Here is a 13,162-nt window from a genome sequence, read left to right as displayed (position 1 = left end):
AGTTTGGTAGTTTCAAGGGAAAGACCTGACGAGCACGATCGGTCCAACGATCGCGGCGTTGAAGTCGGCCAGGTCTTCGCTGGGAATCCAGTACTCGAGATGCTCGCGGCCGCCGGCCTCGCGCACCTCGTAGTTGTCGATGAAGCCTCGCAGGATCGCGAAGCGTAGCACATGGCCGCGGCCGCTCGCCGGCACGTTCCAGTCCCGTGCGATCTTCACGGCATAGTCCTCGGTCAGCACCGGGTAGAAGATCGGCTGCTCAGGAAGGCGCGGCGGAAACGCACGCATGCCCGACGCCTCGATCAACGCAAGCTCCTTTGGGCCGACGGGGCGCCACAACGTGAGGGTCTGTTCCTTGTTGGATCCGGTCATGCTGGTCCCGAAAATTGGAAGCGGTGTGCGATGCCCACAGAGAAGGACCAGCAGGATGATAGGGCAAAGCCGAGACGACACTAACAACTTATAATTGAGTCGACGTCTGCCGCAGGCGTGGGAAGCGAGGTTGGAGCGCTCGGACAGGCTGGTCGTCATTCGCGCGATCGCCGGTCGGCGGCTGCGCCGCTCGCGCACATGGCTTCCGCCTCCAGCCGGATCAGGATCCTTTCGCGGTCGCCGTCATCCAGCACCCCGTACTTCGCTTCTGGGCGCGCTGATCGGGCAGCGCTCCCTCGCTGCTGCTCGGTGGACTGCGCGCCGGCCCCCGAGTGGCAGGCGTGTTCCCGCGGTTGTCAGGGGGCTGAGAGCGGTGATTGTTGAGAAGAACATATTGCGAACAAAGAACGGATGGAGTACATTCACCTCAAGATTGCTGGCCGACCTCGTTAACCGTTTGTCCATCTCGCGAATCCCCGCCATAAGGAGCGCCAATGTCCGCCACCGCCCTGCGTATCGTCGAAGGTTCCTCAATGGATAAGAGTAAGGCGCTCTCTGCTGCGCTGTCCCAGATCGAACGTCAGTTCGGCAAGGGTTCGGTGATGAAGCTGGGCAAGAACGACCGCTCGATGGATGTCGAGACGGTGTCGACCGGCTCGCTCGGGCTCGACATCGCGTTGGGGATCGGCGGGCTGCCAAAAGGGCGGGTGGTCGAGATCTACGGGCCGGAATCATCGGGCAAGACCACCTTGGCGTTGCACACGGTGGCCGAGGCGCAGAAGAAGGGCGGCATCTGCGCCTTCATCGATGCCGAGCACGCGCTCGATCCGGTCTATGCGCGCAAGCTGGGCGTCAACATCGACGAGCTGCTGATCTCGCAGCCGGATACGGGTGAGCAGGCGCTGGAAATCTGCGACACGCTGGTGCGTTCGGGGGCGGTCGACGTGCTGGTCGTCGACTCCGTCGCGGCGCTGGTGCCCAAGGCCGAGCTCGAGGGTGAGATGGGCGAGTCGCTGCCGGGCCTGCAGGCCCGCCTGATGAGCCAGGCGCTGCGCAAGCTGACCGCTTCCATCAACAAATCCCACACCATGGTGATCTTCATCAACCAGATCCGCATGAAGATCGGTGTGATGTATGGCTCGCCGGAAACCACCACGGGCGGCAACGCGCTGAAGTTCTATGCCTCGGTGCGCCTCGACATCCGTCGCATCGGCGCGATCAAGGAGCGCGATGAGGTGATCGGCAACACCACCCGCGTCAAGGTGGTGAAGAACAAGCTGGCGCCGCCGTTCAAGCAGGTCGAGTTCGACATCATGTATGGCGAGGGCGTGTCCAAGATGGGCGAGATCCTCGATCTCGGCGTCAAGGCCGGCATCGTCGAGAAGTCCGGCGCCTGGTTCTCCTACGATAGCCAGCGTCTCGGGCAGGGACGCGAGAATTCGAAATCGTTCCTCAAGGCCAATCCGGACATGACTGCCAAGATCGAAGCCGCGATCCGCCAGAACTCCGGCCTGATCGCCGAGCAGATCCTGGCCGGCAATGCCGAGCGCGACGCCGACGGTGAGGAGCCGGCGGAAGAGTAGGGGTACGGCGGCGGCGGGCGCCGTGGACGTTGAGTTGCCGACGTTCCAGCGCCCGTTTGCAGATGTGTGGTGCTCTGCCGAAATCTGCGGCTGCTGCATTCCCGAATGCAGCGAGTGGGCGTTTCTGAGCGCCGGATACGATCTTCAACGCGAATAACTGAAAGCGCGTGCGCGGACGAGCGGACCGGATCCGCGCGGCGGCACCGGGATTTCCGACGCCGATCCTGGGCGCCGGGAGCCGATCGCGAATATGTTGATAGCGCCTTGAGGCAATCGGGCCGTGCCGGAGCCAACAGCATGACGCGTTTGATTCTAGCGGCCGATGATCCGAGCGCCGGAGCGCTTCGGAGGGGCGGCTTTGCCGACCTGGTGGTGCCAATTCTCCATCGTTTCGTGTGGGGACCGCTGCCATCCGATGCCGAATTATCGGCGTATCTCGTCCAGCGCACCACGCGACGGAAGCGGGGGCATTGGTTGGATTTCGCCTCGCGTAGCGACGTCATGGCGGCCGGCGGGCGGAATCACAGTTTTCTCGAACTTGTTGACCGCTGCGATAGCGTCGAGCTGTGGATGGGGACCCGTCCGAATGACCAGTTGGTGCCGATCTGGCTCTTGGATTATCTGCGCCATCACGCGGAGATCGCGACGAAGATCGTATTGCGGCATGTCGATGTACCGCTATTCGATGCCCCGGCCGGGCGACTCGCCGGTCGGACCATTGCCGGCGTAGAGCTCGCACGTGAGCATCTCGACCTGGGTCATCTGGCATGGCGGGCGTTTCGGGCGCCGACGCCGCAAGCCTGGTTCGATCTGTTGAAGCAGGATCTCAGTGCACTGCCGCAGCTTCGCCGCTGCGTGCAGGAGATGCTCGATGAGCTTCCCGGTGTTGCGACGGGCCTCGGAGCATCGGAGCTAAGAATCCTCGAATTGCTGTCAGCCGGCTATCAGCACCCATTCGACCTGTTGCCGCATCATCAGGATCGCTTTCAACGGCGCGTCTATGACTATTGGGAAGGAGGCACGTTGCTCGACGGTCTGGCGCTCGCGCCGGTGCCTGCAATTTCGGGCCTCGCCGAATCGCCATTCTCGGTCGAGATGCACGACAGCCGTGAACGCCTCGAGCGCTACAGGGCCAGCACGCTGTCGTTGACACCGCTCGGCAAGGCAATCCTCGCCGGCGAGGAGGATTTCAGCAGCCAAAATCCGATCCGGCGCTGGTGGGGTGGCACCGAATTGATCAACGCCAATCTCTGGCGTTGGCATGCGGTGCTCATCGCTCCGGACCCTACCACGCCTCACGTCATTGATTGTCGCGAGCCGTGGCGCCCGATCCCTTGGAGCATGCGTGAGGAGGCTTACTCCGCCGCCTGGGCGTAGTCCGCCACCGGCGGGCATGAGCACACCAGATTGCGGTCGCCGTAGACGTTGTCGACGCGGCCGACCGGGCACCAGTACTTGTCGGTGCGCGAGGTGCCCGCGGGGAAGCAGCCCTCGCTGCGCCGGTAGGCCCTGTTCCAATCGTCGTCGGCGATGTCGTGCACCGTGTGCGGCGCGTGGCGCAACGGTGAGGCCTCGATTCCGAAGCGGCCCTGCTCGACCTCGGCGATCTCCTGGCGGATCGCGATCATGGCGTCGCAGAAGCGGTCGAGCTCCGCCTTGGACTCCGATTCCGTCGGCTCGATCATCAAGGTGCCCGCCACCGGGAAGCTCATGGTCGGCGCATGGAAGCCGTAGTCGATCAGTCGCTTGGCGATGTCGTCGACGGTGACGCCGCTGCTCTGCTTGAGCGGCCGCGGATCGATGATGCATTCATGCGCGACGCGGCCGCGCTCGTTGCGGTAGAGCACCGGAAAATGCGCATCGAGCCGCGCCGCGACGTAGTTGGCATTGAGGATCGCGATCTCGGTGGCGCGGGTCAGGCCGTCGCCGCCCATCAGCAGCATGTAGATGTAGGAGATGGTCAGGATCGAGGCGGAGCCATACGGCGCCGCCGAGACCGGCCCGATCGGATGCGCGCTCGCGCCATCGGTCGCAAGGTGACCGGGCAGAAAGGGCGCCAGATGCGCCTTCACGCCGATCGGCCCCATGCCCGGGCCGCCGCCACCATGCGGAATGCAGAACGTCTTGTGCAGGTTGAAATGGCTGACATCGGCGCCGTAATCTCCGGGTCTGGAGAGGCCGACCTGCGCATTGAGGTTGGCGCCGTCGAGATAGACCTGTCCGCCGTGGGCATGGACGATGTCGCAGATGTCGCGGATGTGCTCCTCGAACACGCCATGCGTCGAGGGATAGGTGATCATGATGGCGGCGAGCTTGGCGCTATGCGCTTCCGCCTTGGCCTTGAGATCGGCCAGATCGACATTGCCGCCTGCATCGCAGCCGACCACGACCACCTCCATGCCGGCCATGTGCGCCGAGGCCGGGTTGGTGCCGTGGGCGGAGGAGGGAATCAGGCAGATGGTGCGATGGCCCTCGCCGCGGGCGGCGTAGTAGCCGCGGATCGCCAGGAGGCCGGCATATTCGCCCTGGGCGCCCGAGTTCGGCTGCAGCGACACGGCATCATAGCCGGAGATGCGGCACAGCCAGTCGGTCAGATCGGCGAACATCGTATGATAGCCGGCGGCCTGCGCGCGCGGCACGAACGGGTGCAGGCTGGCGAATTCCGGCCACGTCAGTGGAATCATCTCGGTCGTCGCGTTCAGCTTCATCGTGCAGGAGCCGAGCGGGATCATCGCACGATCGAGCGCGAGGTCGCGGTCCGCGAGCTTGCGCAAATAGCGCAGCATCTCGGTCTCGGAGCGATGCGCGTGGAACACCGGATGGGTCAGGAATGGCCGCTGCCGCTTGAGCTCGGCCGGCAGCGCCTCGCGCGCTTCCACCTCGATCGCCGTGTAGGAGAGGTCGCCGCCGAACGCGCGCCAGACGGCTTCGACGACATCGGCCGTCGTGGTCTCATCGAGCGCGATCCGCAGCCTTCTGCCGTCGCGGCCGAGATTGATCCGCTCGCCTTCCGCGCGGGCGATGATCGACTCGGACTTGGCGCCGGCCTCGACGGTGACCGTGTCGAAGAAGGTCTCGCTTTCCGGCGCAAAGCCGAGCTTGCGCAGCCCTGCAGCCAGCACCGCGGTCCGCCAATGCGCGGTGCGGGCGATCGCCTTCAGCCCGTCGGGGCCATGATAGACGGCATACATCGCAGCGATCACCGCCAGCAGCACCTGCGCGGTACAGATGTTCGACGTTGCCTTCTCGCGGCGGATGTGCTGCTCGCGGGTCTGCAGCGCCAGCCGATAGGCGGGGGCACCGCGCGAATCGACGGACAGGCCGACGATGCGGCCGGGCAGCGAGCGCTTCAGCGCATCGCGTACCGCCATGTAGGCGGCATGCGGTCCGCCATAGCCCATCGGCACGCCGAAGCGCTGCGCCGAGCCGATCGCGATGTCGGCACCGAGCTCGCCCGGCGAGGCGATCAATGTCAGCGCCAGCAGGTCGGCAGCGAGGATCGCGAGCGCGCCCTTGTCGTGCAGCCGGGCGATCGCGGGGCGCGGATCGCGCAGCGCGCCCGTCGTATCCGGATATTGCAGCAGGCCGCCGAACACCTCGGCGTTGTCCAGATCCTTGGCCGGGTCGCCGACGATCAGCTGCCAGCCGAGCGGCTCGGCGCGGGTGCGCAGCACCGCCAGCGTCTGCGGGTGGACATCCTGATCGACGAAGAACGCCTTGGTCTTGGTCCGCGCCGACCGCTCGGCCAGCGCCATCGCCTCCGCCGCCGCCGTGGCTTCGTCCAGCAGCGAGGCATTGGCGACGTCGAGCCCGGTGAGATCGCAGATCATGGTCTGGAAGTTGAACAGCGCCTCCAGCCGGCCCTGGCTGATCTCCGGCTGATAGGGCGTATAGGCCGTGTACCAGGCCGGGTTCTCCAGGATGTTGCGCTGGATCACCGCCGGCATCAGCGTGCCGGAATAGCCTTGGCCGATCAGCGAGGTGAAGACCTGATTCCGCGCCGCCAGTGCGCGCATATGCGACAACGCTTCGGGCTCGCTCAGCGCCGGCTCGAGGGTGAGCGGCGCCGTCTGCCGGATCGTGCCGGGTAGCGTCTGCGCCATCAGCTCCGCCACGCTCTTGGCGCCGACGGTCTCCAGCATCGCCGCGACGTCGCGCGGCGAGGGACCGATATGGCGGCGGGCGAAGCTGGTGGCGGCATCATCGAGCGGCTTGAGCGGCGTGGTCATGAGCAAATCCTCTATGCCTCGTCATGCCCCCGCGACGGCGGGGCATCCAGTAAACATCGATGGTGAGATCAGGCGGAGAGAGCGCGGCGTAGTGGATCGCCCGGTCGAGCCGGGCGATGACAGTGGTGAGTATCGCCGCACCGCACGTCTCACGCCGTATGCGCCTTGTAGGCGGCCTCATCCATCAGGCCGCCGAGCTCGCCCCGGTCGGCGATCTTGAGCTTGAAGAACCAGGCCTTGCCGCCGGCGTCGGTGTTGACGAGCGCAGGCTCGTCGGCGATCGCCTGGTTGACCTCGACCACCTCGCCGCTGATCGGCGCGTAGACGTCGGAGGCGGCCTTGACCGACTCGACCACGGCGGCAGCTTCCGACTTCTTCAGCGCGCGGCCGACCTGCGGCAGCTCCACGAACACGACGTCGCCAAGCTGGGCCTGCGCATAGTCGGTGATGCCGATGGTGGCTGTGTCGCCATCGACGCTGAGCCATTCATGGTCGGAGGTGTAGAGCGTGGTCATGGACGTCCTTCAGCGCTTGTAGGTGTTGGGAACGAAGGGCATGGCGGCGACGCGCAGCGGTAGGCGCTGGCCGCGCACATCGGCGAACAGCCGGGTGTCGATTGCGGAGAGGGCGGTCGGCACGTAGCCCATGGCGACCGGCGCATTCAGCGTCGGTCCGAAGCCACCGGAGGTGACCTGGCCGATCGGCTCGGCCGAGTCGGCGCTCGCGAACAGCGGCGCGCCCTCGCGCACCGGTGCGCGGCCCTCGGGCCTGAAGCCAACGCGGCGGCGTGTCGCACCGCCATCGAACTGCGCCAGGATCCTGTCGGCGCCCGGGAAGCCGCCAGCACGCGCGCCGCCGGTGCGGCGGACCTTCTGCACCGACCATTCCAAGGCGGCCTCGACCGGCGTCGTCGTCGTGTCGATGTCATGGCCGTAGAGGCAGAGCCCGGCCTCGAGCCGCAGGCTGTCGCGGGCGCCCAGCCCGATCGGCAGCACGTCGTTGTCGGACAGCAGCGCTTCGGCGAGCTGCTCGGCCTTGGCGGCGGGAACGGAGATCTCGTAGCCGTCCTCGCCGGTATAGCCGGAGCGGGAGACGTAGCAGGGGAGCCCGTCGACCATGCGCGGGCCGGCGTCCATGAACCGCATGCCCTCGGCCTCTGCGTAGAATTTCGCCAGCACGCTCGCAGCCTTCGGCCCCTGCAGCGCCAGCAGCGCGCGGTCGGTCAGCGGCTGCACGTCACAAACGTCGGACAGCCCGTCGCGCAGCAGCTTGATGTCAGCGTCCTTGCAGGCGGCGTTGACCACCAGCACCAGGTGCTCGCCGAAATTTGCCACCATCAGGTCGTCGAGAATGCCGCCGTCGGCGTTGGTGAATTGGGCATAGCGCTGCCGGCCTGCCGGGATGCCGACGATGTCCTGCGGCACCAGCCGCTCGAGCGCGGCTGCGGCGTCGGCGACCTTGCCGGATTTCGGCACCAGCGCGACCTGGCCCATGTGGGACACGTCGAAAAGTCCGGCCGCGCTGCGGGTATGGAGGTGTTCCTTGAGCACGCCGGGGGCGTATTGCACCGGCATCTCATAGCCCGCGAAGGGCACCATCTTGCCGCCAAGGCTGCCATGCAGCGCATGGAGCGGCGTTCGCTTCAAAGAAAGGGGGGCAGCCGGTTCAGCCATCGATCAGGGGTCCTCGCGCGGTTCCTCGGGACCAGTCCCGAAAAACGCCACCGAAGCCCCATCTGTCGCTGTGCCTGAGAGTATTATCCCGTCGGCGGACGCGGTCCGGTCAAAGCCCGGCCAGCGTCTCTTTCCAGATGCAGTTGCAGTCGCGAGGGTCCTTTTGCCTGAGAGTTTCCGGGGCGGTTGCTCCTTCGGCGCCGACCCCTTGAAGTTCAACCAGAACCTCAGAAGACCGGTCTCTCCCGACGCGACTGTCGTCTATGTCCCGGACCAAACACCAGCCCGCGCAGGCTGTCAACGCGTCACTCGGGCTTTCAACCAGCTTTAGGAGCCGTGCAGCAACCCCATGATGTTTCTGCACAGTTTCTGGACACGCGAAGTCCCCTTGTCTAAAAGCATCACCGCCGAATTCCCGGACTTCTTCGATTGGATTGCTATGAGCGGCGTCAACGAGATCAGGTCGACCTTCCTCAACTTCTTCGCCGCGAACGGCCACGAGATCGTGCCGTCCTCGCCGCTCGTGCCGCGCAACGACCCGACCCTGATGTTCACGAACGCCGGCATGGTGCAGTTCAAGAACGTCTTCACCGGCGTCGAGAAGCGCGCTTACAACCGCGCTACGACGTCGCAGAAATGCGTGCGCGCCGGCGGCAAGCACAACGACCTCGACAATGTCGGCTACACCGCCCGGCACCACACCTTCTTCGAGATGCTCGGCAACTTCTCGTTCGGCGACTACTTCAAGGAGAACGCCATCGAGCTCGCCTGGAAGCTCGTCACCAAGGAGTTCGGCCTCCCCAAGGACAAGCTGACCGCGACCGTCTACATCGACGATGACGAGGCGTTCGGGCTCTGGAAGAAGATCGCCGGCCTGCCGGAATCCCGCATCATCCGCATCAGTGGCTCGGACAATTTCTGGCAGATGGGCGACACCGGCCCGTGCGGCCCGTGCTCGGAAATCTTCTACGACCACGGCGACAAGATCTGGGGCGGCCCGCCGGGCTCGCCGGAGGCCGATGGCGACCGCTTCATCGAGATCTGGAACCTCGTGTTCATGCAATATGAGCAGCTCGAGGGCGGGGTCCGCAATCCGCTGCCGAAGCCGTCGATCGACACCGGCGCGGGCCTGGAGCGCGTTGCCGCGGTGCTGCAGGGCAAGCACGACAACTACGACATCGACCTGTTCGTCGCCCTGATCCGCGCCATCGCCGACCTCACCAATGCCGACCCGCAGGGCCCGCAGAAGGCGTCGCTCCGCGTCATCGCCGACCATCTCCGCGCCTCGTCGTTCCTGATCTCCGACGGCGTGCTGCCGTCGAACGAAGGCCGCGGCTATGTGCTGCGCCGGATCATGCGCCGCGCGATGCGCCACGCCCAGTTGCTCGGCGCCCGCGAGCCCTTGATGCACAAGCTGGTCGGTACGCTCTCCCGCGAGATGGGCCAGGCCTATCCGGAGCTGATCCGCGCCGAGGCGCTCATCAAGGAGACGCTGCGACTCGAAGAGACCCGCTTCCGCAAGACCCTGGAACGCGGGCTGGCCATCCTCGACGAGAAGTCTGCCACTCTGAAGAAGGGCGACATGTTCGACGGCGACGTCGCCTTCACGCTGTACGACACCTACGGCTTCCCGCTCGATCTCACCCAGGACGCGCTGAAGTCGCGCGGCATCAGCGTCGACCAGGCTTCCTTCACCGACGCCATGGACCGCCAGCGCGCCAAGGCGCGCGCGGCCTGGGCCGGCTCCGGCGAGGCTGCGACCGAGACCGTCTGGTTCCCGCTGCGCGAGAAGCTCGGCGCCACCGAGTTCCTCGGCTATGAGACCGAGACCGCCGAAGGCGCAGTGACCGCGCTGGTCAAGGACGGCGCCGAGGTCGAGAGCCTCAAGGCCGGCGAGAGCGGCGTCATCGTGCTCAACCAGACCCCGTTCTACGGCGAATCCGGCGGCCAGGTCGGCGACACCGGCCTCATGACCGGCGACGGCGTCCGCGTCCGCATCACCGACACCCAGAAGAAGGCCGGCGACCTGTTCGCGCATATCGGCACGGTAGAGCAGGGTACGCTCAAGCTCGGCTCCGCGCTGCAACTCGACGTCGATCACAGCAGGCGCTCGGCGATCCGCGCCAACCATTCGGCGACCCACATCCTGCACGAGGCGCTGCGCCAGGTGCTCGGCGACCACATCGCCCAGCGCGGCTCGCTGGTCTCGCCCGACCGCCTGCGCTTCGACTTCGTCCATCCGAAGCCGATCACCCCGGAGGAGCTCGCCCGCGTCGAGGACATCGCCAACGACGTCGTGCTGGAGAATGCCGAGGTCACGACCCGCCTGATGGGGCTGGACGATGCCCGCGAGGCCGGTGCCCGCGCGCTGTTCGGCGAGAAATATGGCGACGAGGTCCGCGTCGTCTCGATGGGCAACGTCGCGCGCGAGCAGGGCTCGAACGCGATGGGCTGGTCGGTCGAGCTGTGCGGCGGCACCCATGTCAGGCGCACCGGCGACATCGGCCTGATCGCGGTAACCTCCGAGAGCGCGGTGGCGTCCGGCGTCCGCCGCATCGAGGCGCTGACCGCTCGCGGCGCCCGCGCGCATGCCAACCACAATCTGTCGCTCGCCAAGGCCGCCGCGGCCGAGCTGCGCACCACGGTCGAGGACGTACCGGCGCGCATCACCGCGCTGATGGAGGAACGCAAGAAGCTCGAGCGTGAGCTGTCGGACGCGCGCAGGAAGCTCGCCATGGGTGGCGGCCAGGAGACCGGCAACGGCGCTCCCGCCGGGATCCGCGACGTCGGCGGCATCAAGCTGATGGCCCGCGCCGTCTCGGGCATCGAGATGAAGGATCTCAAGTCGCTGGCCGACGAGGCCAAGAAGCAGCTCGGCTCGGGCGTCGCCGCGATCGTCGGCGTCACCGAGGACGGCAAGGCCGGCGTCGTGGTCGGCGTCACCGCCGATCTCACCGCGCGTTTCAATGCGGTCGACCTCGTGCGCGCCGCGTCCGAGGCGTTGGGCGGCAAGGGCGGCGGCGGCCGTCCCGACATGGCCCAGGCCGGCGGCCCCGACGGCGGCAAGGCGGAGGCCGCGCTGGCCGCGATCGAGAGCGCGATCGGCAAGGCCGGCTGATCGTGCCGCCGCTCGGGCCGGGCGAGAGCGTTCGCGATCCCGATCTGCGCGACCGGCTGTACGAGCTGCTCGAGCACGACCATCTGCCGAGCACGCACGGCTCGCGCGTCGTCCAGTTCATCGTGCTCGTCATCACGCTCGACGTGCTGGCGGTGGTGCTGGCATCGGACCCGGACATCGCGGCCGCCATTGGCGGACTGCTGCGCGCGATCAAGATCGGCGCGCTGATCGTCTTCGCCGCGGAGTATGTCGCCCGTCTCTGGAGCGTCGCCGGCCACATGCCGCGGCGGCAGTCGCCGCGCCAGGATCGCTTCGCTTACGCCTTCTCCGCGCTCGGCGTCGTCGACCTCCTGTCCTTCGTGCCGGCCGCGATTGCGCTCGTGCTTGGCGACCGCAGCCTGGAAGCGGTGTGCATCGTGCTGCCGTTCCTCAAGCTGGTGCGCTATTCGCCGGCGCTGCGCTCGCTGCTGTCGGCGGTGCAGGCCGAGCGGCGCATCTTGATCGGCTGCCTCGTGATCCTGGCCGGCGCGGTGCTGCTGTTCGCCTCGCTGCTCTACGCGGTCGAGCGCGACGTCCAGCCGGACAAGTTCGGCACCATCCCGCATGCGATGTGGTGGGCGATCGTGACGCTCGGCACCGTAGGCTATGGCGACGTCGTGCCGGTGACGCCGCTCGGCCGCATCATCACGGTGTTCGCGATCATCTGGGGCTTTGCCATGATCGCGCTGCCGGTCGCGATCATCTCCACCGCGTTCGCCGAGGAGATCAAGCGGCGCGACTTCGTCGTGACCTGGGGCATGCTGGCGCGGGTGCCGCTGTTCTCGCATCTTTCGGCGTCCGAAATCGCCGACATCATGCGGCTGCTGCGCGCGCGCACGATCGAGTCCGGCGAGGTGCTGGTGCGGCGCGGCGATGCCGCCTCCTCGATGTATTTCATCACTGCCGGCGAGGTCGAGATCGAGCTGCCGACGCAATGCGTCAAGCTCGCCGACGGCACGTTCTTCGGCGAGATCGCGCTGCTGCATCGGACCAAGCGCTCGGGCACCGTGACGGCGACACGCAAGACCCGGCTGCTGGTGCTCGACGCGCAGGATTTCCACGCCTTGATCGCGCGGATGCCGGCGCTGGCCGCGCATGTCCGGACCATCGCCAAGGCGCGCATGGCCGATTCCGGCGACCTCGCCCTCGCCGAGCTGTCGCAGGCCGAGCACGACGACCAGACGGACGGGTAGGTCCGAACAACGAGTCCCGCTGTCATCCTCCCCTGGAGGGGGAGGGTCGCCTCGCGGGGAGCGAAGCGAGACGTGAGGCGGGGTGGGGTGATCTCTCCGGCAGCACCAGCATCCGTGGCTTCACCCCACCCCGCTCGCCCGCTTCGCGTGCGATCGACCCTCCCCCTCCAGGGGAGGGTGAGACCGAGATCGTCGCCCAACACAGATTGCCCATCAACGTCCTCGCTGCGGCGAGCGGGGAGTGGCGCAGCTACGAGCTTTATCTCATCTACCAACCAGTCAAACAGCCGGGCATGCACACGCGGTCCCGCGGCGCGGTCGCGCCCGGGGGATGCGGAAAGCATTCGCCCTCGAAACATGATGAGGGCGCAGGGAATGCCGGGTGAGGGCCTCACCCATGGCCCGCCTGCGAAAAAAATGCAGGCGGCAGGTACCACAGGCAAAGCCGATTCATCCGGCATTCCCTGCGCGGCGGTTTTAACGCTTATACGCGATCTCCTCGGTGCACCGGGCTTGTTGGCCACCGTGCGCGACGACGCGCTTCTCGCTCGCCGCCGCGGGGACACCAGCTTCGGGGTGTCAGGACCACGCGACTTCACGTCCGCAAGCGCATCATTCGTCCGCGCATGAAGCGCGCTGATGCCCTCACGTCCACCGCATTGCCGGCCCAACGTTTCGTGACGACGCGTACGCCCCTCATCCGGACCGGAACGAAGGGAGCATAGACATGATTTGCTGATTTTCGGAAGTAATTTATTTTTGCGCGGGGCTCTTGAAACGGGCGATGTATTTGAGGCGAATGATGAAATGAAAATTTCGGCGCAGGAGATCCGGATCGGTGGTGAGCACGTCGGCCTTGCTTGCCGCAGGCCGCTGCCCGTCGAGGCTGGGCAAGAACTCAGTGTTCACGGTAAGATTTGGGGGCATGACGAATCGGCCGTTCAAGAGCGGCGAG

Annotated in this window: 9 protein-coding genes and 1 riboswitch; of the genes, 4 read left to right on the top strand and 5 right to left on the bottom strand. The window is 66.4% G+C overall.

Annotated elements, in window-relative coordinates; all coding sequences use genetic code 11:
* Window positions 1–12: 12 nt before the first annotated feature.
* A complete protein-coding gene (locus QX126_RS32970) occupies window positions 13–306 on the bottom strand; it encodes a hypothetical protein (protein ID WP_315777640.1) in 294 nt (97 codons plus the stop codon).
* Window positions 307–866: 560 nt separating this feature from the next.
* Here QX126_RS32970 and recA point away from each other — a divergent pair.
* A complete protein-coding gene (gene recA, locus QX126_RS32965) occupies window positions 867–1,955 on the top strand; it encodes a recombinase RecA (protein WP_315739908.1) in 1,089 nt (362 codons plus the stop codon).
* Between the two features lie 297 nt (window positions 1,956–2,252).
* Window positions 2,253–3,332, top strand: a complete 1,080-nt coding sequence (locus QX126_RS32960; protein ID WP_315786743.1) for a DUF1835 domain-containing protein — start codon at window positions 2,253–2,255, stop codon at window positions 3,330–3,332.
* Here QX126_RS32960 and gcvP read toward each other — a convergent pair.
* The 3 genes from gcvP to gcvT all read right to left on the bottom strand — a co-directional run bounded on the left by gcvP (window position 3,311) and on the right by gcvT (window position 7,857).
* The gene (gene gcvP / locus QX126_RS32955) at window positions 3,311–6,184 is read right to left on the bottom strand and encodes an aminomethyl-transferring glycine dehydrogenase (protein WP_315786741.1); all 2,874 of its coding nucleotides are present in this window, start codon (window positions 6,182–6,184) and stop codon (window positions 3,311–3,313) included. The two genes, QX126_RS32960 and gcvP, sit on opposite strands and share 22 nt — an antisense overlap.
* A gap of 149 nt (window positions 6,185–6,333) precedes the next feature.
* Window positions 6,334–6,699, bottom strand: a complete 366-nt coding sequence (gcvH, locus tag QX126_RS32950) for a glycine cleavage system protein GcvH (protein ID WP_315786738.1) — start codon at window positions 6,697–6,699, stop codon at window positions 6,334–6,336.
* Between the two features lie 9 nt (window positions 6,700–6,708).
* The gene (gcvT, locus tag QX126_RS32945) at window positions 6,709–7,857 is read right to left on the bottom strand and encodes a glycine cleavage system aminomethyltransferase GcvT (protein WP_315786735.1); all 1,149 of its coding nucleotides are present in this window, start codon (window positions 7,855–7,857) and stop codon (window positions 6,709–6,711) included.
* 145 nt (window positions 7,858–8,002) lie between these two features.
* A riboswitch (glycine riboswitch) is annotated at window positions 8,003–8,115 on the bottom strand.
* A gap of 181 nt (window positions 8,116–8,296) precedes the next feature.
* On the opposite strand from gcvT, the gene alaS reads away from it, so the two are divergent.
* Complete coding sequence (gene alaS, locus QX126_RS32940) at window positions 8,297–10,975, top strand: alanine--tRNA ligase (RefSeq protein WP_315786762.1); 2,679 nt, start codon at window positions 8,297–8,299, stop codon at window positions 10,973–10,975.
* A gap of 2 nt (window positions 10,976–10,977) precedes the next feature.
* Window positions 10,978–12,207, top strand: a complete 1,230-nt coding sequence (locus QX126_RS32935) for a cyclic nucleotide-gated ion channel (RefSeq protein ID WP_315739936.1) — start codon at window positions 10,978–10,980, stop codon at window positions 12,205–12,207.
* Window positions 12,208–12,960: 753 nt separating this feature from the next.
* Here QX126_RS32935 and QX126_RS32930 read toward each other — a convergent pair.
* Window positions 12,961–13,162 (bottom strand): hypothetical protein (locus QX126_RS32930; protein WP_315786732.1); only part of this gene is annotated, 202 nt, incomplete at its 5' end.

Origin of the sequence: Bradyrhizobium sp. SZCCHNPS1003 (genome assembly GCF_032381555.1) — a bacterium.
Lineage (GTDB): Bacteria > Pseudomonadota > Alphaproteobacteria > Rhizobiales > Xanthobacteraceae > Bradyrhizobium.
Note: the sequence above shows the minus strand (reverse complement) of the source record. Positions and strands in the feature narration are given on the sequence as shown.

Coding starts and splice junctions, on each gene's coding strand:
- gcvP (WP_315786741.1), bottom strand. CDS start 6,184: ATGACCACGCCGCTCAAGCCGCTCGATGATGCCGCCACCAGCTTCGCC.
- gcvT (WP_315786735.1), bottom strand. CDS start 7,857: ATGGCTGAACCGGCTGCCCCCCTTTCTTTGAAGCGAACGCCGCTCCAT.
- alaS (WP_315786762.1), top strand. CDS start 8,297: ATGAGCGGCGTCAACGAGATCAGGTCGACCTTCCTCAACTTCTTCGCC.
- gcvH (WP_315786738.1), bottom strand. CDS start 6,699: ATGACCACGCTCTACACCTCCGACCATGAATGGCTCAGCGTCGATGGC.
- QX126_RS32960 (WP_315786743.1), top strand. CDS start 2,253: ATGACGCGTTTGATTCTAGCGGCCGATGATCCGAGCGCCGGAGCGCTT.
- recA (WP_315739908.1), top strand. CDS start 867: ATGTCCGCCACCGCCCTGCGTATCGTCGAAGGTTCCTCAATGGATAAG.